Consider the following 25135-nt stretch of genomic DNA (forward strand, 5'->3'; position numbering starts at 1 on the left):
GTACCGGCGATTGCTGCGCACCCAATTTCGATACACGACACCAGCCTGGTACTGCGACCCGGGTGACCGTTGATACCGCATCGTCAAATGCAGGGAACTTGCCAGCTCCATTGGTTACCCGAGTTTATTTTTTTTCGCAAGCGGGCCGATCATTGGCCACGCGACAGGGCATTCAAGCAGATGAAATTAGAAAATGCGCTCTAAAGAGCAAGAGGCCTGTGCTAGAGCATCAGCCGCACGACCGACTCACTCGGGTCGCGGGTTTTTCCGGCCGCTTTGAGCTCGGCCAGGTAGTCGGCCCATAGCGCGTCCTGACGTACGGCCAACTGGTAGAGGTAGTCCCAAGTGAACAGTCCGCTGTCATGGCCGTCATCGAAGGTCAATTTCAGTGCGTACTGGCCGGCCGGTTCGACTTGGGTCAACCTGACATTGAGCTTGCCGAATTGCAGGATGGGCTTGCCGTGGCCCTGGACCTCGGCCGAAGGCGAGTGAACCCGCAGGAATTCGGCGGGCAGTTGGTAGGTTTCATCCGGCCCGTAAGTCAGGCCAAGGGTATTGGAGGTTTTGTGCAGGTTTACTGCAGTAGGAAACTTGACCATATGGGATGCTCCTGAATAAACCGGCTTGAAAATGTGGGAGGGGGCTTGCTCCCGATGGTGGTGTGTCAGTCAGCTCATCTGATACTGATACACCGCCATCGGGAGCAAGCCCCCTCCCACATTTGAAGCAAAGCAGTTCTGTGTGAGGCTTACAGGATATAACGAGACAGATCTTCGTTCTGTGCCAATTCGCCCAAGTGGCTGTTGACGTAGTCAGCATCGATCTTGATCGCTTCGCCATTCTGCGCACCCGCCATGTCGCCGGCACTGAACGACACTTCCTCAAGCAGGCGCTCAAGCAAGGTATGCAGGCGTCGGGCACCGATGTTCTCGGTCTTCTCGTTGACCTGCCAGGCGATTTCCGCCAAACGCTTGATACCGTCCGCCTGGAACTCGATACCCAGGCCCTCGGTTTTCAGCAACTCACGGTACTGCTCGGTGAGCGAGGCGTGGGGTTCGCTGAGGATGCGCTCGAAGTCGCCAGGGGTCAGCGCCTTGAGTTCCACGCGAATCGGCAGGCGGCCTTGCAGCTCGGGTACCAGGTCGCTTGGCTTGCTCAGGTGGAACGCACCGGAAGCGATAAACAGAATGTGGTCAGTCTTGACCATGCCCAGCTTGGTGTTGACTGTGCAGCCTTCGATCAGCGGCAACAGGTCACGCTGCACACCTTCGCGGGATACATCGACGCCACCGGAGTTGCCACGCTTGGCCACTTTGTCGATCTCATCGATAAACACGATGCCGTGCTGCTCGACCGCTTCCAGGGCCTTGGCCTTGAGTTCTTCCTCATTGACCAGGCGGCCGGCTTCTTCGTCGCGCACCAGCTTCAGCGCTTCTTTCACTTTGAGCTTGCGGCTTTTCTTCTTGCCCTTGCCCATGTTGGCGAACAGGTTCTGCAACTGGCTGGTCATTTCTTCCATGCCAGGCGGGGCAGAAATATCCACGCCGGACACTTCAGCCACTTCGATCTCGATTTCCTTGTCATCCAGCTGGCCTTCACGCAGGCGCTTGCGGAACAGCTGGCGAGTATTGGAATCCGACGACGGTGCGGCGTCTTCGTTGAAACCCATGCGGGCCGGTGGCAGCAGGGCGTCGAGGATGCGCTCTTCCGCTGCGTCTTCGGCACGGTGGCTGACCTTGGTCACTTCCTGTTCGCGCAGCATCTTCAGGGCGGCATCGGCCAGGTCACGGATGATCGACTCGACATCACGGCCCACGTAGCCGACTTCGGTGAACTTGGTCGCTTCGACCTTGATGAACGGGGCGTTCGCCAATTTGGCCAGGCGCCGGGCGATTTCGGTTTTACCGACACCGGTCGGGCCGATCATCAGGATGTTCTTGGGGGTTACTTCAACGCGCAGTTCTTCGGGCAGTTGCATCCGGCGCCAGCGGTTACGCAGCGCAATGGCAACGGCGCGCTTGGCATCGTCCTGGCCGATGATATGGCGATTGAGTTCATGGACGATTTCGCGGGGGGTCATGGACATAGTGTCTGGCGGCCTCAAGCGGGAATAAGCCTACGGCTTACTCGGCGAGGTCCTGCTCCTCAATGGTCTGGTTGTGGTTGGTGAACACGCAGATATCGCCGGCGATACCCAGGGCGGTCTCGACGATTTCACGGGCCGACAGGTCGGTTTTCTTCAGCAGCGCACTGGCTGCCGCTTGGGCATAGCCACCGCCGGAACCCATGGCGATCAGGCCATGCTCGGGCTCTACCACATCGCCGTTACCGGTGATGATCAGGGAAGCGTCTTTGTTCGCGACGGCGAGCATGGCCTCCAGGCGGCTGAGGGAACGGTCGGTGCGCCATTCTTTGGCAAGTTCGACAGCGGCGCGCACCAGGTGGCCCTGATGTTTCTCAAGCTGGCCTTCGAAACGTTCGAAGAGGGTAAAGGCGTCGGCGGTAGCGCCTGCGAAACCGGCAAGTACCTGGCCGTGGTACAGGCGACGCACTTTTTTCGCGTTGCCTTTCATCACGGTGTTGCCCAGGGAAACCTGGCCGTCGCCGCCCATGACGACTTTGCCGTGGCGACGTACTGAAACGATGGTGGTCAAGGGGAGAGTCTCCACGCAGCGGGGCGAAAATGCCCTGATGAGAACTCATATGGGGGTGGCGGGGGGGATTTCAACCGTAGGACGGGTGCGCGGACGAGTGGTGTTTATTGATCCGACACCTATTCAAGAACACCGCAAAACCAAATGTGGGAGGGGGCTTGCTCCCGATCGCGGTGTGTCAGTCGCTGAATATATTGACTGATATACCGCCATCGGGGGCAAGCCCCCTCCCACATTAGCCCTGCTATGTCTTCGAAATCAGCGGCTCTGGCGCTGTTGTAACAACAGATTGCTAAACCCGGCCCCGGCCAATTGTTTCTGCGCCACGGTCAGTTGCTCACGGTTGCTGAACGGTCCCACCAATACGCGATACCAGGTCGCGTCCTTCACCGTGCCGGACTCAACCGAGACCGATTGGCCCAACAGAATGATCTGTGCACGCACACGATCGGCATCCGCCTGTTTCGGGAACGAGCCGGCTTGCAGGAAGAACTTGGTCACAGGCGCGGCCTTGGTCGCTGCCACTGGCGGTGCTGGCGGCGGAGTGATGCCGGCCAGTGCAGCCTGGGCGCGAGCCGTATCGATTTTCGCCGCTTCCGCTGGGGTTACGGGCGTGGTCGGCACTTGCGGGGTCGGCAGGGTTTTCTCCGGCACGGCGTCGGGCGGCACGATCACTTCCGATTCCGGCAGCAGTGTGTAGAAGTCGTATTTCGGCTTCACCGGTGCGGTCGGGCTTGGCGCAGTCTTGTTGGCCTCGGCAATTTTCGTGGCCTTCTGCTGCTCCTGTTTGACGCGCTTGACGTCATCGCCCTGGCCAGGCTCCAGCTTCATCAGAAACACAACGAAGGCACCGACCGTCAGGCCGATGGCCATCCACAGCCAGCCCGGGATCGGCTGCTTCGCCGGGGCCTGATAACGGCTGGCGCCGCGTTTGGGTGCAGGTTTTTTCTTGGCAGCCAACTTACATACGCTCCAGAGTTTCCAGGCCCAAGAGTTCCAGGCCTTGCTTGAGGGTGCGTCCAGCCAATGCGGCAAGGCGCAGGCGACTTTGTTTCTGGGCTTCGTCGTCGGCGGTCAGGATCGGGCAGTTTTCGTAGAAACTGGAGAACAGGCCGGCCACTTCGTACAAATAGGTGCACAGGATGTGCGGCGTGCCTTTTTCGCCAACGCTGTTGAGCACTTCGCCAAATTGCGCGAGCTTGGCCGCCAGTTCCTGTTCGTGGGCGGCGTCCAGCGCGATCTGGCCTTCGACTTCGCTGAAGTCCTTGCCCAGCTTGCGGAATACGCCGGCCACGCGGGTGTAGGCGTACAGCAGGTACGGCGCGGTGTTGCCTTCGAAGTTGAGCATCAGGTCGAAGTTGAAGCTGTAGTCGCTGGTGCGGTGCTTGGACAGGTCGGCGTATTTCACCGCACCAATGCCCACCACGCGGGCAATATTACGCAGGTCGGCCTCGGCCAGCTCCGGGTTCTTCTCCTTCACCAGGTTGTAGGCACGTTCCTGGGCTTCGGTCAGCAGGTCGATCAGCTTCACGGTGCCGCCGTCACGGGTCTTGAACGGGCGGCCATCGGCGCCGTTCATGGTGCCGAAACCCATGTGTTCCATGTGCATCGGGTGGGTGACGAAGCCGGCACGACGGGCCACTTCGAACACTTGCTGGAAGTGCAGGGCCTGGCGCTGGTCGACGAAGTACAGCGCACGGTCGGCCTTGAGCACACCGCTGCGATAGCGCACAGCAGCCAGGTCGGTGGTGGCGTAGAGATAGCCGCCATCGGCCTTGACGATGATCACCGGCAGCGGCTCGCCGTCGGCGGTCTTGAATTCTTCGAGGAACACGCACTGCGCGCCGTTGCTCTCGACCAGCAGGCCCTTGGCCTTGAGGTCGTTGACCACGTTGATCAGGTCGTCGTTGTAGGCGCTTTCGCCCATCACGTCGGCCATGGTCAGTTTCACGTTGAGCAGTTCGTAGATTTCCTGGCAGTGGGACAGGGAAATCTCACGGAAGCGGTTCCACAGCGCCAGGCATTCCTGGTCGCCGGCTTGCAGTTTGACCACCAGGCCACGGGCGCGGTCGGCAAACTCTTCGGATTCGTCGAAGCGCTTCTTGGCGGCGCGGTAGAAGTTCTCCAGGTCGGCCAGCTCGTTGCTGGTGATCGGGTTTTCCTGCAGGTAGGCCATCAACATACCGAACTGGGTACCCCAGTCGCCGACGTGGTTCTGGCGGATCACGGTGTCGCCGAGGAACTCCAGCACCCGCGCCACACCGTCGCCGATGATGGTGGAGCGCAGGTGACCGACATGCATCTCTTTGGCCAGGTTCGGCGCCGACAGGTCGATGACCACGCGTTGGGTGTCGCCAGCCTTGTGTGCGCCGATTTTGGCATCGGCCAGGGCTGCGTCCAGGCGCGAAGCCAAGGCCTGGGTGTTCTGGAAGAAGTTGATAAAGCCCGGGCCGGCGATTTCGGCTTTGGTGACACTGGCGTCAGCCGGCAGCGCGGCAATGATTTTTTCCGCCAGGTCGCGGGGTTTCATACCGGCCGGCTTGGACAGCATCATCGCGATGTTGCTGGCGAAGTCGCCGTGGGTCTTGTCGCGGGTGTTCTCCACCTGGATCGCCGGCGACAGGCCTTCAGGCAACACACCTTCGTTGACGAGTTGGGTGAGGGCTTGTTGGATCAGCTGGCGAATGGTGTCTTTCATGGTGTTCTCTTTCGACCGCAAGCGGCGGCGCGCGATGCGCAGGTGGAAAAACTGGGCATTATCCGTGGCGAGGGCGAGCTTGCCAACCGTTCAGACTAGATGGCGGACCTGCGGGCCTCTTCGCGGGCAAGCCCGCTCCCACATTTAAGGGGGGGGCACATTTCATAATGTGGGAGCTGGCTTGCCTGCGATGACGTAATTACCCTCAATATAAATCTACCGGGTCTACATCTAACGACCATCGCACCTGCCGGCCGCTGGGCATTTGCTCCAGCTCAAGCATCCAGCTACTTAGCAGTCGATGCAGCGGCGCACGGGAGGTTGCCTGCAAGAGTAGCTGAGCCCGATAACGCCCGGCACGCCGCTCCATGGGCGCAGGCACAGGGCCGAGCAGTTCGATACCGGTCAGGCCCAACTCGCCCAGCAAGCGTTCAGCAACGCTGCAGGCTTGATCGAGGAAACCTTCGGCCTGGCCGGGTTTGTGGGCTTCGGCACGCAGCAACGCCAAGTGCGCAAAGGGTGGCAAGCCGGCAGCGCGGCGTTCACTCAAGGCCTGCTCGGCGAAGGCAAAATAGCCTTGTTCCGTCAGTTGAATCAGCAGCGGGTGGTCGGCCAGGTGCGTCTGGATAATCACCTTGCCCGGCTCTTCGGCGCGTCCGGCGCGCCCTGCCACCTGCACGATCAACTGCGCCATGCGTTCGCTGGCGCGGAAATCCCCGGAGAACAACCCGCCGTCGGCATCCAGGATCGACACCAGGGTCACCCGTGGGAAGTGGTGCCCTTTGGCGAGCATCTGCGTGCCGATCAGAATGCACGGTTGACCTTTCTGAATGGTGGCAAACAACTGGTTCATTGCATCTTTGCGCGACGTGCTGTCGCGGTCGACCCGTAGCACCGGGTAATCCGGGAACAGAATGCCCAGACGCTCTTCGGCGCGCTCGGTGCCGGCTCCTACCGGGCGCAGGTCGACCTTGCCGCACTGCGGGCAATGGCGTGGCACCCGCTCTACATGGCCGCAGTGATGGCAGCGCAATTCGCCGTGGCGCTGGTGCACGGTCATGCGCGCATCGCAGCGCTCGCACTCGGACATCCAGCCGCAGTCATGGCACAGCAGTGTCGGGGCAAAGCCGCGACGGTTGAGAAACACCAATACTTGCTGGCCCGCGGCGAGGGTCTGGCCGATGGCCTGTTGCATCGGACCGGAAATACCGCTGTCCAGCGGGCGGCTTTTCACGTCCAGGCGCAGGAAGCGCGGTTGTTTGGCGCCGCCGGCGCGCTCGTTCATGCGTAGCAGGCCATAGCGGCCGGTGTAGGCGTTATGCAGGCTTTCCAGGGACGGCGTGGCCGAACCCAGCACAATCGGGATGTCTTCCTGACGTGCGCGTACCAGCGCCAGGTCGCGGGCGTGGTAACGCAGGCCTTCCTGCTGTTTATAGGAGCCGTCGTGCTCCTCGTCGATGATGATCAGCCCGGGGTTTTTCATTGGGGTGAACAGCGCCGAACGGGTGCCGATAATGATGTCTGCCTCGCCGTCCCGCGCTGCCAGCCACGACTCCAGGCGCTCACGGTCATTGACCGCTGAGTGCACCAGGGCGATGCGCGCGTTGAAGCGCTGCTCGAAACGCGCCAGGGTCTGTGGGCCCAGGTTGATCTCCGGGATCAGCACCAGTGCCTGCTTGCCGGCCTGCAGGGTTTCGCGGATCAGTTGCAAATACACTTCGGTCTTGCCGCTGCCGGTGACGCCAGCCAGAAGGAAGGCGTGGAAGCTGTCGAAACCGGCGCGAATCGCCTCATAGGCAGCGCGTTGCTCGGGGTTCAGCGGCAGCTCCGGCTGTGCCAGCCAATGTTCGTGGCGTGGGTCTGGGGCGTGCTTGCGGATTTCCACCTGCACCAGTCCCTTGGCCAGCAGCAGGTCGAGGCTGTCCTTGCTCAGCATCAGCTTGCTCAACAACTGGTGGGCCACGCCATGGGGGTGCTGGGCCAATGTGGCCAGGGCTTCGCGCTGGCGCGGGGCGCGGGCGATGCGCGGGTCGTCGAGGCGCGCGCCGGGCACCATCGACCAGAAACGCTCCTGGCGCGCTTCGGCCAGTTCGCCCTGGCGCAGCAGCACCGGCAGCGCCCAGCTCAAGGTATCGCCCAAGCTGTGCTGGTAATACTGCGCAGTCCACAGGCACAGCTTGAACAGTGCCGGCGGCAGTGGCGGTGTGGTGTCGAGGATGGCCAGGGCCGGCTTGAGCTTTTCCGCCGGGACCTCGCTGTGGTCCGTGACCTCCACCAGAATGCCGATCATTTCCCTGCGCCCAAACGGCACACGCACGCGCATCCCCGGCTGCAACTGCGTCCGCAGCACTCCAGCCGGGGCCCGGTAATCGAACAGGCGGCGCAGGGGGGAGGGCAGGGCTAGGCGCAAAATGGCGTCGGGCACGCGGGGCATCTCATATAAAGGCAGGCAGTGGTGCAGGGGCGCGAGCCTAGCAGAGCGGGGAGGGCTTGGGTATGCCATGGTTTTCTGATGAAAGGAGGTTTTTGGTCAGTAGCGCCGCTTGCGCGTTTAAAAAGGTCTGGTAGAATCCGCGGCCTAATTACGTGCGGTATTCGACAATAGTGTCGAGTGGCGGCACGCTAGCCCGAGGAAGTGCCATGAAAGCCGATATCCATCCAGCGTACGAAACCATCGAAGTTACCTGCAGCTGCGGCAACAAGTTCGAAACTCGTTCGAACCTGTGCAAGCCACTGGGTACTGACGTATGCAACGAGTGCCACCCGTTCTACACCGGTAAGCAGAAAACTCTGGACACCGGCGGCCGTGTACAGCGCTTCGCAGATCGCTTTGGTGCTTTCGGCAAGAAGCCTGCTGCTACTCCAGCAGAGTAAGGCTCAAAAGCCTTATGGGCTTTTGCCAGCTGTTGAAAAAGGCGTCCCTTGTGGGCGCCTTTTTTGTGCCCGGGATTTGGCTGGCAACCGCCCAGGCCGCGGTATTCTGCCCGGCACCCGCTTCCGTGGCGCGAGTAGAAGTGCAGCGCGTGGTGGACGGCGACACCGTACGCCTCAAGGATGGCCGCAGCGTGCGGATGATCGGCCTCAATGCGCCGGAAACCGGCAAGAAGGGTCGTACTGACGAGCCGTTTGCCGTCGCCGCCCGCCAGCGTCTACAAGCGTTGGTGCAGGCCAGTGATGGGCGTGTCGGTTTGGTGCCTGGCCGCGAGGGCAAGGATCATTACGGCCGCACCCTGGCCCACCTCTATGGCGCCAATGGCGAGAACCTGGAAGCGCAATTGCTCGCCGAGGGCTTGGGCTTCCAGGTGGGGGTGGCGCCGAATGTAGACCTCGCCACCTGCCAGCAGGCGGCGGAAAACAGCGCCCGCCAGGCGCGCCTGGGGCTGTGGCGCCAATCGCCGGTGCAAACGGTGGCACAACTCAAGCGCTCCGGGTTTGCGCTGGTAACTGGCCGGGTCAGCAAGATCGAGCGCAATCGCGGTGGCATCTGGATTGAAATCCAGGGTTCACTGGTATTACGTATTGCCCCCGAACTGATCAGTCAGTTCGATCCGGCCATGCTCAATGGTCTGCAAGGTCGCACTATTGAAGCGCGCGGCTGGGTGCAGGATCGCTCCCGCCGTGGTGGTTTGAAAAGAGGTCAATCACGCTGGCTCCTGCCAATAACCGATCCCGGCATGCTGAAATCGACGCTTTGAATAAAAAATTGTAGACATTTTTTATTCCGATTGTGAACAGTTGAGCCCTTGTATCCCGTGGCTCTTGGCCAAAAGTCGTAGCCCAGGGCCCTTGACACCTGTGACTGCCCAGTCTTGTAGGGACTTTGCGACACGCGTATCCTCGGCGGTCCGTCGACCAACAGTAAAAGCGGAATGCCGATATGTCTGATTTGAAAACTGCCGCTCTCGAATACCATGCCCATCCTCGTCCAGGAAAGCTGAGTGTAGAGCTCACCAAAGCCACTGCCACTGCTCGCGACCTGTCGCTGGCCTACAGCCCTGGTGTTGCCGAGCCCGTACGTGAAATCGCCCGTGACCCAGAACTGGCGTACAAGTACACCGGCAAGGGCAACCTGGTTGCAGTGATTTCCGATGGCACCGCGATCCTTGGCCTGGGTAACCTCGGCCCATTGGCTTCCAAGCCAGTCATGGAAGGTAAAGGCGTGCTGTTCAAGCGCTTTGCCGGCATCGACGTTTTCGACATCGAAGTCGATTCCGAGAGCCCGCAGGCTTTCATCGACACGGTCAAGCGCATTTCCATCACCTTCGGTGGCATCAACCTGGAAGACATCAAGGCACCTGAGTGCTTCGAGATCGAAAAGGCCCTGATCGAACAGTGCGACATCCCGGTATTCCACGATGACCAGCACGGCACCGCGATCGTTACCGCGGCCGGCATGATCAACGCCCTGGAAATCGCCGGCAAAACCCTGGGTGAGGCGAAGATCGTCTGCCTGGGCGCCGGTGCTGCGGCCATTTCCTGCATGAAGCTGATCATCAGCATGGGCGCCAAGCTGGAAAACATCTACATGGTCGACAGCAAGGGCGTGATCCAGTCCGAGCGTACCGACCTGAACCAGTACAAGGCGATGTTCGCCCACCCGTCCTCCAAGCGCACCCTGGCTGATGCCCTCGACGGTGCCGACGTGTTTGTCGGCCTGTCCGGCCCGAACCTGCTGAGCGCCGAAGGCCTGAAATCCATGGCGCCGAACCCGATCGTGTTCGCCTGCTCCAACCCGGATCCGGAAATCTCGCCTGAGCTGGCTCACGCCACCCGTAGCGACGTGATCATGGCTACCGGACGTTCCGACTACCCGAACCAGGTCAACAACGTACTGGGCTTCCCGTTCATCTTCCGTGGTGCCCTGGACGTTCGCGCCAAGCGCATCAACGAAGAAATGAAAGTAGCGGCTGCCAACGCTCTGCGTGAACTGGCCAAGCTGCCGGTGCCTCAGGATGTGTGCGACGCCTACGGTGGTGCCAAGCTGGAATTCGGTCGTGAGTACATCATTCCAAAACCAATGGATAAGCGCCTGATCACCCTGATCTCCGATGCCGTGGCCAAGGCCGCGATCGAGACCGGTGTAGCAACCCTGCCGTATCCAAAGAACTACCCGCTGCAAAGCGTGGATGATGTGTTCAACGGCTAAGCCGTTGTAGCGCACCAACAAAAAGCCCCGGCTCGAATGAGTCGGGGCTTTTTTTATGGCAATTCTCCTGAAGCCTATAGAGGTCAAATGTGGGAGGGGGCTTGCTCCCGATGGCGGTGTATCAGTCGCCATATTCATTGACTGACAGTCCGCCATCGGGAGCAAGCCCCCTCCCACATTTGGATCTATGTTGCGTCTTGGATCGGGTCAGAACAAATCGATCGGCGCGCCTTCATCCGCCGGCAGCGGGCTGCCCGGTGCCACGCCATTGCCCAGCTCGTTGACCGACGGCGGCGTGTCCTCGCTCTTGAACAGCTCGAAGTAAGCATTCGGCGTACTCGGCGACGCCGCACGTCCACTCACCGGGTCGATGCGCAGGCTCAGGATGCCTTCCGGTTCAGGCTGGGTGTGCAGCGGCTTGTCCTTGAGCGCGGCGCCCATGTAGCTCATCCAGATCGGCAGTGCGACGGTGCCGCCAAACTCACGGCGGCCCAGGCTTTCCGGCTGGTCGTAGCCAGTCCATACCGTGGTCACGTAGTCGCCGTTGTAGCCGGAGAACCAGGCATCCTTGGACTCGTTGGTGGTACCGGTTTTACCCGCGATATCCGCACGGCCCAGGGCCAGTGCGCGGCGGCCGGTGCCCTTCTTGATCACGTCCTGCAGGATGCTGTTGAGGATATAGGTGGTGCGGCCATCCACGATGCGCTCGGCAACCGCTGGCGCTTGCGGCTCGGTCGTTGCGGGAGCGTTTGCGGCCGGCGCTGTGCCTGGCGTGGGCTCGATGGTAATGCCGCCGTTACCCGGTGCTGCGAGACCATCGGTTGCCGCCACACCATTGACCACATCACCGGGCACCCGTGGTGGGTTGGCGGTGAACAGGGTGTCGCCATTGCGGCTTTCGATCTTGTCGATCAGGTACGGCGCAATCTTGTAGCCGCCGTTGGCAAAGGTGCTCCAGCCAGTGGCGATTTCCATCGGCGTAAGGGTTGCGGTACCCAGCGCCAGGGACAGGTTGGGCGGCAAGTCCGACTTGGCGAAGCCGAAGCGCGTCATGTAGTCGATGGTCTTGCCCACGCCCATGGCCTGCAGCAGGCGGATCGACACCAGGTTGCGAGACTTGTACAGCGCCTCGCGAATGCGGATCGGGCCGAGGAAGGTGTTGGTGTCGTTCTTCGGCCGCCAGACCTTGTCCAGGTATTCATCGACAAACACGATCGGTGCGTCGTTGACCAGGCTGGCGGCGGTGTAGCCGTTGTCCAGTGCGGCGCTGTAGACGAACGGCTTGAAACTTGAACCCGGCTGGCGCTTGGCCTGTATCGCACGGTTGTAGTTGCTCTGCTCAAAGGCGAAACCGCCGACCAGTGCGCGGATTGCGCCGTTCTGCGGATCGAGGGATACCAGGGCGCCTTGGGCGACCGGCACCTGGCTGAACTTGAGGCTGTCATCCTTCTGGCGTTGCACGCGGATCAAATCACCCACCTTGGCCACGTCGGACGGCTGCTTGGGCATCGGCCCCATGCTGTTGGTGTTCAGGAACGGGCGCGCCCATTTCATGCTGTCCCACGCCACGTGGGCTTCACCGGCGCGGGTCAGCACTTGAATGCCGTCTTTGGTCACCTCGGTGACGATGGCCGGCTCCAGGCCGCTGATCGAGCGCTGTTTGCCCAGTTCGGTGGTCCAGGCACTCAGGGTCTTGCCCGGCAGGCGCGACTCGGGGCCGCGGTAGCCGTGACGTTGATCATAGGTGATCAAGCCTTCGTGTACGGAGTGGTTGGCGATTTCCTGCAAGTTGCTCGGAACCGTCGTGGTCACGCGAAAGCCTTCGGTGTAGGCATCGCTGCCATAACGGCCAACCATTTCGGCGCGGGCCATTTCGGCGATGTACGGTGCATTCACTTCCGGCGTCGGCACGTGATAGCTGGCGTTCAGCGGCTCGGCCACGGCGCTTTCATAAGCGGCCTGATCGATCTTGCCCAGCTTGTACATGCGCCCCAGGATCCAGTCGCGACGTTCTTTACTGCGCGCCGGGTTGGCCAGCGGGTTGAAGCGCGACGGCGCCTTGGGCAGGCCGGCGATCATGGCCATCTGCGCCAGGCTGGCGTCACGAATCGATTTGCCATAGTAGACCTGGGAGGCGGCCTCAATGCCGTAGGCGCGATTGCCCAGGTAGATCTTGTTGACGTACAGCTCGAGGATTTCGTCCTTGGTCAGTTGGCGTTCAATCTGTAGCGCCAGCAGGATCTCGGTGGCTTTACGCGAAAAACTGCGCTCGCTGGTGAGGAAGAAGTTCTTCGCCACCTGCATGGTGATGGTGCTGCCGCCGGATTGAATGTGTCCGCTCTTTACCAACTGCGTGGCCGCACGCACCAGGCTGCTGGGGTCGACGCCGTAGTGGTTGGCAAAATTGTCGTCTTCTGCCGACAGCAATGCACTGATGAAATTGGGTGGAATGTCGGCGAAACGGATCGGTGTGCGGCGCATTTCGCCGAACTCCGCGATCAGTTTTTCGTCGCTGCTGTAGACCCGCAAAGGAATCTGCAACTGGATACTTCTGAGGGCCTCTACGGAGGGCAAACCCGGACTAAGGTAGAGGTAGGCCCCGCTGAGTACGAGCAGCAGCCCGCAGACGATCGCGACAATGGAGTACCCGAAAAACTTCAGCAGACGAATCAAGGCTTTTGGATTTCCAGAGAAAAGAATGAGTTACGCGTCGGGGATGCATGGCAAACGATGGATCGACCCGGGCAGCAGATAAAAAAGCGGGAAAAAACGCTGGGCATTAAAGCATTTTTCAGCTTGGGGCGTCATTCGCGTGCCTCGAACAAGCCGACCGAATGCAGGGTGCCTGGCAGCAATCAAGCGAGATGACAGCCGGTATGACAGGGAAAGTTTTGGGGAGTTTTATGGGAAAGGGATTTTTCAGGCGAAAAGCCGACATCGTCTTGGGTGTCGACATCAATGACAGCGGTATCAAGCTGATCGAGCTGAGCCGTTCATCGGGTGGTTTCAGTGTCCAGGGCTATGCCACCCAGGCGCTGCCCGCCCATGCGGTCGTCGATGGCGCCTTGCTGGACGTCGAGGGCGTGGGGCGAGCCTTGCAACAAGCGTTATCCTGCCTGCGAACTTCGGCTCGACACGCCGCTGTTGCAGTGGCGGGCCCTTCGGTGATCACGCGGTTGATCGAGATGGATGCGGGCCTGCGCGACGAAGAAATGGCCTGGAAGATCCACATGGAAGCCGACCAGTTCATTCCTTATCCATTGGATGAGGTGGCGATCGACTTTCAGGTCCAGGGTCCATCGGCCCAAGGGCCGCAGTGGGTTGACGTCATGTTGGCGGCCTGTCTGCGCGAGCAGGTCCAGGCGCGAGTGGCGGTTTTAGCCCGGGCGGGGCTGGTGCCGCGGGTGGTCGATGTCGAAGGGTTTGCATTGGAGCGCGCTTGCCGTCAGGATTTTGCCAGCTTCACGCCGGGTCATCGAGTCGATGGTGCACAATGGGCCGTGGATGCCCAAGGGATGGGAGTGGCTTGCGGGTTGGCCCTGAGGAGTTTCGCTGGATGACACGAATCAATCTTTTGCCTTGGCGTCAGGCGCTGGCAGAGCGCAAGCGCAGGTATTTCATGGTGCTATTGCTGGCATTTGCCTGCCTGGCGCTGGCGGCCGTGTGGCTGGCTGACCAGGTGATCGACCAGGCGATAGATCGGCAAGTGAGCCGCAATAGCCGCTTGGGTGAGGAGGTGGCTACCCAGGATTCGCGGATCAGGACCATCGACGACCTGCAGGAACGAAGCCAGCAACTGGCCGAACGCATGAAGGTGGTGCAGGACCTGCACGATGCCCGCTCTTCCGGCGCTCGATTGTTCGAGCAATTGGCTCGTGCAATGCCTGAAGGTGTCCATCTGCATGAGGTGGTCGCAAACGGTGACACCATCAGCATTCGCGGCACGGCTGAAAGCAACCAGGACATTGCCCGGTTGATGCAGCAGCTCAAGCAGTCATCCCAGGGCTCCAGCTCGACTCGTCTGCAGCGCGTGCAGGCTGATGGAGCGCGCGGCGAAAGTGAGTTTCAACTGATGGTGCGCCAGGGGGAATCCAGCGAGGCGCAACCATGAGCCTGCCCAGGCTCGATTTTCCCACGCTCTTCTACAACGCTGCTAAATGGCCCTTGCCTGGCAAGGTCCTGCTTGGCTGTGGGCTGGCCGGCCTGGTGCTGCTGATAGGAGAGGTTACCTACCTGAGCTCGTCACGTGAGCGATTGCACGGGTTTGAGGCGCGGGAGCAAACGCTACAGCAGCAGTTGGCGGAAAAAGCTGAACTGGCCTCCAGCCTTGAGGCGCGCACCGATCAGTTCAGGGCAATGGAGGACAAGGTCACAGGCCTTCTACGTCAATTGCCCGGCCAGTCAGAGGTGCCGGCCTTGCTTGAAGATATCGCCCGATTGGCGATTGCCAATGGAGTATGGGTCGAGGGCATCACGGTGTTGGATGAAGAGCCTCGTCAGCTCTATATCGAGCAACCCATGCAAATCGGCGTCACCGGGGGCTACCACGACTTGGCAGCATTCGTCGGCGCCCTGGGTGGGTTACCGCGCGTCGTCACCGTGCAGGATGTTGCACTGGGGCATGACGGCGCCTTGCTGCGTCTGAACATGCTGGCAAAGACCTATCGGCGTACCACGCAAAGCGCCAAGGCCCGCGAAGCGTTCGACCCGGCCCAGCCATTGGTCTACACCCCATCGTTTGTGCGCGACCCGTTTCAGCCGCCCGGTTTGCAAGTAACTCGCGTGCCGGGGCGACCGGCCCTTGCGCCGGATCTCGCTCGGCCACGGGGGCTGCTGGAAGGCATGAACATCGATCAGTTCAAAATGGTCGGCACGCTGTCGTTGGGGGCGCAGGCTTTTGCCCTGCTGCGTGCCGGAGCCAGGGTGCACCGGCTGACGATTGGTGATTACCTGGGGCCGGATCATGGCCAGGTCACGGCCATTCAAGAGGGGTCTATCCACTTGGTCGAACGGTTTCCCGATGAACAGGGCGGCTGGCTCGAACGCCCGCGAACCCTTGTGTTGAACGTCAACTCATAACGGAATCAAACAATGAAAAGGACTTTCTCGTCCTTCGGTGTGGCGCTATGGATAGCGTTCACGGCACCGATGGCTGCTGCTGTGCCCAATCGCCTGGACCTGATCCACCTGCCGCCGCCCGACAGTGCAGCGTCGGTCAGCTATACAGGCACCCGGCTGAACCTGAATTTCCAGGACATCGACCTGCGGGCGGTCTTGCAGCAAATCGCCGATGTCGCCGGGCTCAACCTGGTGACCAGTGATGAAGTGCAGGGCTCAATTACCCTGCGGCTCAAGGATGTGCCTTGGGATCAGGCGCTGGATCTGGTGCTGCAAACCAAAGGTCTGGATAAGCGCGTGAAAGCCGGTGTGTTGCTGGTGGCACCTGCGGATGAGTTGGCCGCTCGCGAACTGCTGGCGCTGGAGTCGCGCAAGCAGATGGCGGAACTGGCACCGCTGCGTCGGGAGCTGCTGCAGGTCAACTATGCCAAGGCGGCGGACCTGGCCAAGCTGTTTCAGTCGGTCACAGGTTTTGAAGGCGCCACGGATGAGCGCGGCTCGGTGGCGGTGGATGATCGCACCAACAACATCATCGCCTACCAGACCGGCGAACGGCTCGAAGAGCTGCGGCGTATCGTGGCGCAACTGGATATTCCCGTCCGCCAAGTGATGATCGAGGCGCGAATTGTCGAGGCCAATGTCGACTACGACAAAAGCCTGGGCGTGCGCTGGGGTGGGCGGCTCAGTCATGGCAGGGGAAGTGTCGGAGGTATTTCCAAGCCCGTGGCAGACGGCGCCGAACCGCCGCAAAACCCGCCCAGCTCCCCGTTTGTCGACTTGGGTTCGCTGACCGGCACCTCGGGTCTGGGCGTGGCCTACATCACCGACAATCTACTGCTGGACCTTGAGCTGACAGCCATGGAGAAAACCGGCAACGGCGAAATCGTCTCGCAGCCCAAGGTGGTCACGTCCGACAAGGAGACGGCACGCATCCTCAAGGGCACCGAAATTCCCTATCAAGAGTCCACCTCCCAGGGCGCTACCTCGGTGTCGTTCAAGGAGGCTTCGCTTTCGCTGGAGGTCACGCCGCAAATCACCCCCGACGACCACGTGATCATGGCGGTCAAGGTCACCAAGGATGAGCCCGATTACTTGAACAGGCTCAATGATGTACCGCCGATCAAGAAAAACGAGGTCAACGCCAAGGTGCTGGTCAGGGATGGCGAGACCATCGTCATCGGTGGGGTTTTCTCCAATACCCAAAGCAAAGTGGTAGATAAAGTGCCATTTTTGGGCGATGTGCCGTATCTTGGCCGCCTTTTCCGGCGCGATGTGCTGGCGGAGAAAAAATCCGAGCTGCTGGTATTCCTGACTCCGCGTATCATGAATAACCAGGCGATTGCTGTGAGTCGTTGATTCTGTGCGAAATTTGATTCTTGTAGGGCCGATGGGGGCTGGAAAGAGCACCATCGGCCGTTTGCTGGCCAAAGAGCTGCGCCTGCCGTTCAAAGATTCCGACAAGGAAATTGAATTGCGCACGGGTGCCAATATCCCATGGATCTTCGATAAAGAAGGCGAGCTGGGCTTTCGTGACCGCGAGCAGGCGATGATTGCCGAGCTGTGTGGCTGCGATGGCGTGGTATTGGCGACCGGCGGTGGCGCCGTCATGCGCGACGAAAACCGTCGAGCGCTGTATGCCGGTGGTCGGGTAGTGTATTTGCATGCCTCGGTCGAGCAGCAGGTGGGCCGCACCGCCCGCGATCGCAATCGCCCGTTGCTGCGCACCGCCAACCCGGAAAAAACCCTGCGGGACCTGCTGGCGCTGCGCGATCCGCTGTATCGGGAAATCGCCGATCTGGTGGTGGAAACCGATGAGCGACCCCCTCGGATGGTAGTGCTCGATATTCTGGAGCGCCTGCAGCGGTTGCCACCCCGTTAAAGCCTGGCCCGAAATGCGCTATTCTCGGCGGCGCGCCATAACCTTGTGAGGTGTGGCGTAGAGCCATCAGGTGATGTCGGATTGCGACATTGCCGGTCGTCAATACATCTTCAACGCGGGGAAACATGCAGACACTTAAGGTCGATCTAGGCGAGCGCAGCTACCCGATCCACATTGGCGAAGGTCTGTTGGACCAGCCCGAACTGCTCGCGCCGCATATTGCCGGTCGGCAGGTGGCGATCATCTCCAACGAAACGGTTGCGCCCCTGTATCTTGAGCGTTTGAGCCGCAGCCTTGCGGCGTATTCGGTGATTTCCGTGGTGTTGCCCGACGGCGAAGCCCACAAGAACTGGGAAACCCTGCAACTGATCTTTGATGGCCTGCTGACTGCGCGCCATGACCGTCGAACCACCGTGGTTGCCCTGGGCGGCGGTGTGATCGGCGACATGGCCGGTTTTGCTGCAGCCTGCTACCAGCGTGGCGTGGATTTTATCCAGGTGCCGACCACCCTGTTGTCCCAGGTCGATTCTTCGGTGGGCGGCAAAACCGGTATCAATCACCCGCTGGGCAAGAACATGGTCGGTGCGTTCTACCAGCCACAGGCCGTGCTGATCGACACCGCTACCCTCAACACACTGCCACCTCGCGAGTTGTCGGCGGGCCTGGCGGAAGTCATCAAGTACGGGCTGATCTGTGACGAGCCCTTCCTGAGCTGGCTTGAAGAACATGTAGATGCCTTGCGCGCACTCGACCAGGTGGCCTTGACCGAAGCGATTTCCCGCTCCTGCGCCGCCAAGGCGCTGGTGGTCAATGCCGACGAACGGGAGTCCGGCGTGCGCGCTACCCTGAACCTGGGCCACACCTTCGGCCATGCGATCGAAACGCACATGGGCTATGGTGTGTGGCTGCATGGGGAAGCCGTAGCGGCTGGCACGGTGATGGCGTTGGAGATGTCGCAACGCCTGGGCTGGATCAGCGCCCAGGAGCGTGATCGCGGTATCCGCCTGTTCCAGCGCGCCGGCTTACCGGTCATCCCTCCCACAGAGATGACCGAGGCAGATTTTCTCGAACATATGGCAATAGACAAGAAAGTGATCGACGGTCGACTGCGACTGGTACTGCTGCGCCACATGGGCGAGGCGGTGGTGACCGACGATTATCCGAAAGAGATTTTACAGGCCACGCTGGGAGCGGATTACCGCGCCCTGGCCCAGCTTAAAGGTTAATAAGATCCCGATGACTAGTTTGCATGCCGACGAGGCGTTCCTCGGCCATTATCACTTGAGCCATGACCCTTTTGCTCCACGGGTGCCTGGTTTCAAATTCTTCCCTGCGCAGCGTAAGCCGGTATTGGGGCAACTGCATCATCTGGCGCGCTACAGCCAGTTGCTGCTGGTGGTCACGGGACCGTTGGGCAGTGGCAAGACCTTGCTGCGCCAGGCGCTGGTCGCCAGCACCAACAAGCAATCGGTGCAGAGCGTGGTGGTATCGGCCCGTGGCGCCGGTGACGCAGCGGGTGTACTGCGCCAGGTTGCGCAGGCCCTGGACGTATCCAACGCCGAGCCGAACGCGATTCTCAAACAGGTGGTGCAACTGGGCCTGACCGGCCAGGAAGTCTACCTGCTGGTCGACGACGCCGAGCAGCTTGACGAATCCGCGCTGGAAGCGCTGTTGGCGCTGGCCGCGGGCACGCCGGAAGGCCGCCCGCATGTGTTCCTGTTTGGCGAGTCGTCGTTGATCGCCGATCTGGAGCAGATCAGCGGTGAGCAAGAGCTGTTCCACGTCATCGAATTGCAGCCGTACGAAGAGGAAGAAACCCGCGAATACCTGGCTCAGCGCCTCGAGGGTGCAGGGGCCGGTATCGAACTTTTCTCCGCTGCGCAGATCTCTGATATTCACGAAAGCTCCGATGGCTGGCCTGGAAACATCAACCAGGTTGCCCGCGATGCAATGATCGAAGCCATGATTGCCAGCCGCTCTGCGGTCAAGCGTCCAAAGATGGGGTTCACTATGCCTAAGAAGCACGTATTGGCTATTTCCGCCGTTGTCGTGGTCGCTGTAGCCGCCGCCTGGTTGATCCCGGGTCGCAATAAGGCACCGACAACAACCGGCGCGCCAACTGAGCAGGCGCAGTTGCCACTGGGCAAGCCCACGCCAAATGTCGAATTCGCCAACTCCGGCCAACCAACCAATCTGCCTATGGTCGGCCAGCCTGTAATGCGCGGCCCGCTGGCTGAAGAAGCCGGTGGCATCTCCGAAGGCGACGACGGCGTGCCGGTGGAAGGCTCCAGCGCCACGCCGCCGACCGTGACCACCACCGCGCCACCAGCGGGCGTACCGGCCGGCACGCCAGCAACCCCAGTAGCGCCTGCCGCACCGGTTGCGCCAGTTGCCAAGCCGACCCCGGCGCCGACAGTAGCGACAGCCAAGCCCGCAGCACCAGTTGCCAAGCCGGCACCGGCACCCGCGGCCAAGCCTGCTGAAAAACCTGCCGCTACCGTGGCCAAGACCGGCGCCGCTGGCAGCAGCTGGTACAGCAGCCAGCCTACCGGCAATTTCGTGGTGCAGATCCTCGGCACCAGCTCTGAGGCCAACGCCCAGGCGTTCGTCAAGGAGCAAGGCGGCCAGTACCGTTATTTCAAGAAAGTGCTCAACGGCAAGCCTCTCTACGTGATCACCTACGGCAGCTTCCCAAGCCGCGCCGCAGCCGATTCTGCCATCAAGGCCTTGCCAGCGAAGGTTCAGGCTGGTAAACCTTGGCCTCGCACTGTTGCCAGCGTTCAACAAGAACTGGCAGCAACTCGCTGAAGATCCGGCGGCCTTACCCAGGCCGCCCTCCCGGCACCTCAAAAAACAATCGCAAGGCGTGCAGTCCCCCGCAAGGACCGCGCGCTTTGTGGTGTCTGCGCCACAGTAGCTTTTGAGTCGTAGCGGTCAGAATTAAAAAAGTTTTGACTAGCACAGCATATCGCTTTAAACCTTTCATAAATGCGACATAGATTTGCGACATTTCGTCGCTAAATTTGTGAGCGTCTGTGTCGGTGTGTACAATGACCTCCCTTTTGCCCCCGCTAAGCCGGCGTACGTTCGGCGTGGAAGGTAACCGGTTGAATTGAAAAGAAATTTGCCTCGATATAAGAGGCAGCCTGGTGAGAAAGTGTCTATGAAAGCAGGTCTGTACCAACCCGATGAATTCAAGGATAACTGCGGTTTCGGCCTGATAGCCCACATGCAGGGCGAGCCCAGTCATACCCTTTTGCAAACGGCCATCGAGGCCCTGACCTGCATGACCCACCGCGGTGGGATCAACGCCGACGGCAAGACCGGTGACGGTTGCGGCTTGCTGATTCAAAAGCCCGACCAGTTCCTGCGCGCTGTCGCCAAAGAGCATTTTGCGGCCGACCTGCCCAAGCAGTACGCCGTGGGGATGGTGTTTTTCAACCAGGACCCGGTAAAAGCCGAAGCCGCTCGCGAGAACATGAACCGCGAGATCGTTGCTGCCGGCCTGCAACTGGTCGGCTGGCGCAAAGTGCCAATCGACACCAGCGTGCTCGGCCGCCTGGCCCTGGAGCGCCTGCCGCAGATCGAACAAGTGTTCATCGCGGGTGACGGCCTGAGTGACCAGGACATGGCGATCAAGCTGTTCACGTCCCGTCGTCGTTCGTCGGTGCTCAACGCCGCCGACACTGACCATTACATCTGCAGCTTTTCCCACAAGACCATCATTTATAAAGGTCTGATGATGCCGGCGGATCTCACCGCCTTTTATCCAGACCTGAGCGACGAGCGCCTGCAAACCGCGATATGCGTGTTCCACCAGCGCTTCTCCACCAACACCCTGCCGAAATGGCCGCTGGCCCAGCCATTCCGCTTCCTCGCCCACAACGGCGAGATCAATACCATCACCGGCAACCGCAACTGGGCCGTGGCCCGTCGCACCAAGTTCGCCAACGATTTGATGGACCTCGAAGAGCTCGGCCCGCTGGTCAACCGCGTGGGTTCCGACTCCTCCAGCATGGACAACATGCTTGAGCTGATGGTCACCGGTGGCATCGACCTGTTCCGTGGCGTGCGCATGATCATTCCGCCTGCGTGGCAGAACGTCGAGACCATGGACCCGGACCTGCGGGCGTTCTACGAATACAACTCGATGCACATGGAACCGTGGGACGGCCCGGCCGGCGTGGTCATGACCGACGGCCGCTACGCGGTGTGCCTGCTCGACCGTAACGGCTTGCGCCCGGCGCGCTGGGTCACCACCACCAACGGCTTTATCACCCTGGCGTCGGAAATCGGCGTGTGGGACTACAAGCCTGAAGACGTGATCGCCAAAGGCCGTGTCGGTCCTGGCCAGATCCTGGCCGTGGACACCGAAACCGGGCAGATCCTCGACACCGACGCCATCGACAACCGTCTGAAGTCGCGTCACCCGTACAAGCAATGGCTGCGCAAGAACGCCCTGCGCATCCAGGCGACCATGGAAGACAATGACCACGGTTCGGCTTTCTACGACATCGACCAGCTCAAGCAATACATGAAGATGTATCAGGTCACGTTCGAAGAACGTGATCAGGTGCTGCGCCCGCTCGGCGAGCAAGGCTACGAAGCCGTAGGCTCCATGGGCGACGATACGCCGATGGCTGTGCTGTCCCAGCGTGTGCGCACGCCGTACGACTACTTCCGCCAGCAGTTCGCCCAGGTGACCAACCCACCGATCGACCCGCTGCGCGAAGCCATCGTGATGTCGCTGGAAGTGTGCCTCGGTGCCGAGCGCAATATCTTCCAGGAATCGCCTGAGCACGCCTCCCGTGTGATCCTCAGCTCGCCGGTCGTTTCCCCGGCCAAGTGGCGCTCGCTGATGACCCTGGAGCGTCCAGGCTTCGACCGCCAGATCATCGACCTGAACTACGACGAGAGCCTCGGCCTTGAAGCCGCTGTGCGCAACGTCGCCGACCAGGCTGAAGAAGCTGTGCGCGCCGGCCGCACTCAGATCGTACTGACCGACCGCCATATCGCGCCGGGCAAGTTGCCGATCCACGCGTCCCTGGCGACCGGCGCGGTGCACCACCGCCTGACCGAAAAAGGCCTGCGCTGCGACTCCAACATTCTGGTGGAAACCGCCACTGCCCGTGACCCGCACCACTTCGCGGTGCTGATCGGCTTCGGCGCCTCGGCGGTGTACCCGTTCCTGGCGTATGAAGTACTCGGCGACCTGATCCGTACCGGTGAAGTGTTGGGCGACCTCTACGAGGTGTTCAAGAACTACCGCAAGGGCATCACCAAGGGCCTGCTGAAGATCCTGTCGAAGATGGGCATCTCCACCGTCACCTCCTACCGCGGTGCGCAATTGTTCGAAGCCATCGGCCTGTCCGAAGAAGTCTGCGAGCTGAGCTTCCGTGGCGTGCCGAGCCGTATCAAGGGCGCACGTTTCGTCGATATCGAAGCCGAGCAGAAAGCCCTGGCAGCCGAAGCCTGGAGCGCGCGCAAGCCGATCCAGCAAGGCGGCCTGCTCAAGTTCGTGCACGGTGGCGAATACCACGCCTACAACCCGGACGTGGTCAGTACCCTGCAAGCCGCCGTGCAGCAGGGCGACTACGCCAAGTTCAAGGAATACACGAGCCTGGTGGATAACCGCCCGGTGTCGATGATCCGCGATCTGTTCAAGGTGAAGACCCTGGACACGCCGATGGATATCGCCGAAGTCGAGCCACTGGAATCGATCCTCAAGCGCTTCGACTCCGCCGGTATTTCCCTGGGCGCCTTGTCGCCTGAGGCTCACGAAGCCCTGGCCGAAGCCATGAACCGCCTGGGTGCGCGTTCCAACTCCGGCGAAGGCGGCGAAGACCCGGCGCGTTATGGCACGCTCAAAAGCTCGAAAATCAAGCAGGTGGCAACCGGCCGTTTCGGTGTGACCCCGGAGTACCTGGTCAACGCCGAAGTGCTGCAGATCAAGGTTGCCCAAGGCGCCAAACCGGGTGAGGGCGGGCAATTGCCAGGCGGCAAGGTCAACGGCCTGATCGCCAAGCTGCGTTATGCAGTGCCGGGCGTGACCCTGATCTCGCCGCCGCCGCACCACGACATCTACTCGATTGAAGATTTGTCGCAGCTGATTTTCGACCTCAAACAAGTCAACCCGCAGGCCCTGGTCTCGGTAAAACTGGTCGCAGAAGCGGGCGTCGGCACCATCGCCGCTGGCGTGGCCAAGGCCTATGCCGACCTGATCACCATCTCCGGCTACGACGGCGGCACCGGTGCTTCGCCGCTGACCTCGATCAAGTACGCCGGTGCGCCGTGGGAGCTCGGCCTGGCCGAAACCCACCAGACCCTGCGCGGCAACGACCTGCGCGGCAAGGTGCGGGTACAGACCGACGGTGGCCTGAAAACCGGCCTCGACGTGATCAAGGCCGCGATCCTCGGCGCCGAGAGTTTCGGCTTCGGCACTGCGCCCATGATCGCGCTGGGCTGCAAATACCTGCGTATCTGCCACCTGAACAACTGCGCTACTGGCGTGGCGACTCAGAACGAAAAACTGCGCAAGGACCACTACATCGGCACCGTCGACATGGTGGTGAATTTCTTCACCTACGTCGCCGAAGAAACCCGTGAGTGGCTGGCCAAGCTGGGCGTGCGTTCGCTGGAAGAGCTGATCGGTCGCACCGACCTGTTGGACATCCTCGAAGGCCAGACCGCCAAGCAACAGCATTTGGACCTGACACCGCTGTTGGGCAGCGATCACATCCCCGCAGACAAGCCACAATTCTGCCAAGTGGACCGCAACCCGCCGTTCGACAAAGGCCTGCTGGCCGAGAAAATGGTCGAAATGGCCGGCTCCTCGATCAGCGATGCCAGCGGTGGCGAATTCGCCCTGGATATCTGCAACTGCGACCGTTCCATCGGTGCTCGCATCTCCGGTGAAATCGCGCGCAAGCACGGCAACCAGGGCATGGCGAAAGCGCCGATCACCTTCCGCTTCAAGGGCACTGCGGGCCAGAGTTTCGGTGTGTGGAACGCCGGTGGCCTGCACATGTATCTGGAAGGCGATGCCAACGACTACGTGGGCAAAGGCATGACCGGCGGCAAGCTGGTTATCGTCCCGCCAGCCGGTAGCGTGTACAAGACCCAGGACAGTGCCATCATCGGCAACACCTGCTTGTACGGCGCCACGGGTGGCAAGCTGTTTGCCGCGGGTACTGCCGGTGAGCGCTTCGCCGTGCGTAACTCCGGTGCCCACACCGTGGTGGAAGGCACTGGCGATCACTGCTGCGAGTACATGACCGGGGGCTTTGTCGCGGTACTGGGCAAGACCGGTTACAACTTCGGTTCGGGCATGACCGGCGGTTTCGCCTACGTGCTCGACCAGGACAACACCTTCGTCGACAAGGTCAACCACGAGTTGGTCGAGATCCAGCGGATCAGCGGTGAAGCCATGGAATCCTACCGGAACCACTTGCAGCACGTGCTGGACGAGTATGTCGAGGAGACCGGCAGTGAATGGGGTCGCAACCTCGCCGAAAACCTCGATGATTACCTGCGTCGTTTCTGGCTGGTCAAGCCCAAGGCTGCCAACCTGAAATCGTTGCTTTCCAGCATCCGTGCCAACCCGCAGTGATATGCGCCTGAACAGTTTGATGAGGTTTTAA

17 protein-coding genes and 1 pseudogene are annotated in these 25135 nt (G+C 61.0%); 11 read left to right on the plus strand and 7 right to left on the minus strand.

Annotation, left to right across the window (positions count from 1 at the left end; all coding sequences use genetic code 11):
* Window positions 1-221: 221 nt before the first annotated feature.
* The 6 genes from LJX92_RS01960 to LJX92_RS01985 all read right to left on the minus strand — a co-directional run bounded on the left by LJX92_RS01960 (window position 222) and on the right by LJX92_RS01985 (window position 7777).
* Window positions 222-599, minus strand: coding sequence for a gamma-butyrobetaine hydroxylase-like domain-containing protein (locus LJX92_RS01960; RefSeq protein WP_078820086.1), 378 nt, complete (start codon window positions 597-599; stop codon window positions 222-224).
* Window positions 600-748: 149 nt separating this feature from the next.
* Window positions 749-2086, minus strand: coding sequence for an ATP-dependent protease ATPase subunit HslU (gene hslU, locus LJX92_RS01965; protein WP_003171208.1), 1338 nt, complete (start codon window positions 2084-2086; stop codon window positions 749-751).
* Between the two features lie 37 nt (window positions 2087-2123).
* Window positions 2124-2654 carry an ATP-dependent protease subunit HslV gene (gene hslV / locus LJX92_RS01970; RefSeq protein WP_003171209.1) on the minus strand — a complete coding sequence of 177 codons (531 nt, stop codon included), beginning with the start codon at window positions 2652-2654 and terminating at the stop codon, window positions 2124-2126.
* 258 nt (window positions 2655-2912) lie between these two features.
* Complete coding sequence (locus tag LJX92_RS01975; RefSeq protein WP_005784023.1) at window positions 2913-3614, minus strand: SPOR domain-containing protein; 702 nt, start codon at window positions 3612-3614, stop codon at window positions 2913-2915.
* 1 nt (window position 3615) lies between these two features.
* Complete coding sequence (gene argS, locus LJX92_RS01980; protein WP_032878318.1) at window positions 3616-5352, minus strand: arginine--tRNA ligase; 1737 nt, start codon at window positions 5350-5352, stop codon at window positions 3616-3618.
* Window positions 5353-5557: 205 nt separating this feature from the next.
* Window positions 5558-7777: a primosomal protein N' gene (locus tag LJX92_RS01985; RefSeq protein ID WP_223017975.1), complete on the minus strand. Its 2220-nt coding sequence runs from the start codon at window positions 7775-7777 to the stop codon at window positions 5558-5560.
* Between the two features lie 215 nt (window positions 7778-7992).
* On the opposite strand from LJX92_RS01985, the gene rpmE reads away from it, so the two are divergent.
* From rpmE to LJX92_RS02000, 3 genes are all read left to right on the plus strand, one after another.
* Complete coding sequence (gene rpmE / locus LJX92_RS01990; RefSeq protein ID WP_005784030.1) at window positions 7993-8226, plus strand: 50S ribosomal protein L31; 234 nt, start codon at window positions 7993-7995, stop codon at window positions 8224-8226.
* Window positions 8227-8240: 14 nt separating this feature from the next.
* A complete protein-coding gene (locus LJX92_RS01995; protein WP_078820088.1) occupies window positions 8241-9047 on the plus strand; it encodes a thermonuclease family protein in 807 nt (268 codons plus the stop codon).
* A gap of 182 nt (window positions 9048-9229) precedes the next feature.
* Window positions 9230-10498, plus strand: coding sequence for a malic enzyme-like NAD(P)-binding protein (locus tag LJX92_RS02000; RefSeq protein WP_005784034.1), 1269 nt, complete (start codon window positions 9230-9232; stop codon window positions 10496-10498).
* A gap of 207 nt (window positions 10499-10705) precedes the next feature.
* On the opposite strand, the gene LJX92_RS02005 is transcribed toward LJX92_RS02000, so the two are convergent.
* Window positions 10706-13168 (minus strand): penicillin-binding protein 1A, encoded by a 2463-nt coding sequence (locus LJX92_RS02005; protein WP_371920240.1) that lies wholly within the window; start codon window positions 13166-13168, stop codon window positions 10706-10708.
* A gap of 233 nt (window positions 13169-13401) precedes the next feature.
* On the opposite strand from LJX92_RS02005, the gene pilM reads away from it, so the two are divergent.
* The 8 genes and pseudogenes from pilM to gltB all read left to right on the plus strand — a co-directional run bounded on the left by pilM (window position 13402) and on the right by gltB (window position 25104).
* Complete coding sequence (gene pilM, locus LJX92_RS02010; protein WP_228309253.1) at window positions 13402-14058, plus strand: type IV pilus assembly protein PilM; 657 nt, start codon at window positions 13402-13404, stop codon at window positions 14056-14058.
* Window positions 14055-14609, plus strand: a complete 555-nt coding sequence (locus LJX92_RS02015; protein ID WP_005784037.1) for a PilN domain-containing protein — start codon at window positions 14055-14057, stop codon at window positions 14607-14609. Before pilM ends, LJX92_RS02015 begins: the two co-directional genes overlap by 4 nt.
* Window positions 14606-15577 (plus strand): pilus assembly protein PilP, encoded by a 972-nt coding sequence (locus tag LJX92_RS02020; protein WP_078820090.1) that lies wholly within the window; start codon window positions 14606-14608, stop codon window positions 15575-15577. Before LJX92_RS02015 ends, LJX92_RS02020 begins: the two co-directional genes overlap by 4 nt.
* Before the next feature lie 138 nt (window positions 15578-15715).
* Window positions 15716-16972 (plus strand): annotated as a pseudogene (locus LJX92_RS02025) (type IV pilus secretin PilQ); the annotation flags it as partial.
* 4 nt (window positions 16973-16976) lie between these two features.
* Complete coding sequence (aroK, locus tag LJX92_RS02030) at window positions 16977-17495, plus strand: shikimate kinase AroK (protein WP_005784043.1); 519 nt, start codon at window positions 16977-16979, stop codon at window positions 17493-17495.
* A gap of 125 nt (window positions 17496-17620) precedes the next feature.
* The gene (gene aroB, locus LJX92_RS02035; protein ID WP_005784045.1) at window positions 17621-18721 is read left to right on the plus strand and encodes a 3-dehydroquinate synthase; all 1101 of its coding nucleotides are present in this window, start codon (window positions 17621-17623) and stop codon (window positions 18719-18721) included.
* 10 nt (window positions 18722-18731) lie between these two features.
* Window positions 18732-20303: an SPOR domain-containing protein gene (locus LJX92_RS02040; RefSeq protein WP_223017972.1), complete on the plus strand. Its 1572-nt coding sequence runs from the start codon at window positions 18732-18734 to the stop codon at window positions 20301-20303.
* Between the two features lie 355 nt (window positions 20304-20658).
* Window positions 20659-25104 carry a glutamate synthase large subunit gene (gene gltB / locus LJX92_RS02045; protein ID WP_032878304.1) on the plus strand — a complete coding sequence of 1482 codons (4446 nt, stop codon included), beginning with the start codon at window positions 20659-20661 and terminating at the stop codon, window positions 25102-25104.
* Window positions 25105-25135: the final 31 nt, after the last annotated feature.

This window comes from Pseudomonas sp. HN8-3, assembly GCF_020790195.1.
Lineage (GTDB): Bacteria > Pseudomonadota > Gammaproteobacteria > Pseudomonadales > Pseudomonadaceae > Aquipseudomonas > Aquipseudomonas synxantha_A.

Coding starts and splice junctions, on each gene's coding strand:
- LJX92_RS02040 (WP_223017972.1), top strand. CDS start 18,732: ATGACTAGTTTGCATGCCGACGAGGCGTTCCTCGGCCATTATCACTTG.
- LJX92_RS01995 (WP_078820088.1), top strand. CDS start 8,241: ATGGGCTTTTGCCAGCTGTTGAAAAAGGCGTCCCTTGTGGGCGCCTTT.
- gltB (WP_032878304.1), top strand. CDS start 20,659: ATGAAAGCAGGTCTGTACCAACCCGATGAATTCAAGGATAACTGCGGT.
- LJX92_RS02000 (WP_005784034.1), top strand. CDS start 9,230: ATGTCTGATTTGAAAACTGCCGCTCTCGAATACCATGCCCATCCTCGT.
- rpmE (WP_005784030.1), top strand. CDS start 7,993: ATGAAAGCCGATATCCATCCAGCGTACGAAACCATCGAAGTTACCTGC.
- LJX92_RS02020 (WP_078820090.1), top strand. CDS start 14,606: ATGAGCCTGCCCAGGCTCGATTTTCCCACGCTCTTCTACAACGCTGCT.
- LJX92_RS01960 (WP_078820086.1), bottom strand. CDS start 599: ATGGTCAAGTTTCCTACTGCAGTAAACCTGCACAAAACCTCCAATACC.
- argS (WP_032878318.1), bottom strand. CDS start 5,352: ATGAAAGACACCATTCGCCAGCTGATCCAACAAGCCCTCACCCAACTC.
- aroB (WP_005784045.1), top strand. CDS start 17,621: ATGCAGACACTTAAGGTCGATCTAGGCGAGCGCAGCTACCCGATCCAC.
- pilM (WP_228309253.1), top strand. CDS start 13,402: ATGGGAAAGGGATTTTTCAGGCGAAAAGCCGACATCGTCTTGGGTGTC.
- LJX92_RS02015 (WP_005784037.1), top strand. CDS start 14,055: ATGACACGAATCAATCTTTTGCCTTGGCGTCAGGCGCTGGCAGAGCGC.
- hslU (WP_003171208.1), bottom strand. CDS start 2,086: ATGTCCATGACCCCCCGCGAAATCGTCCATGAACTCAATCGCCATATC.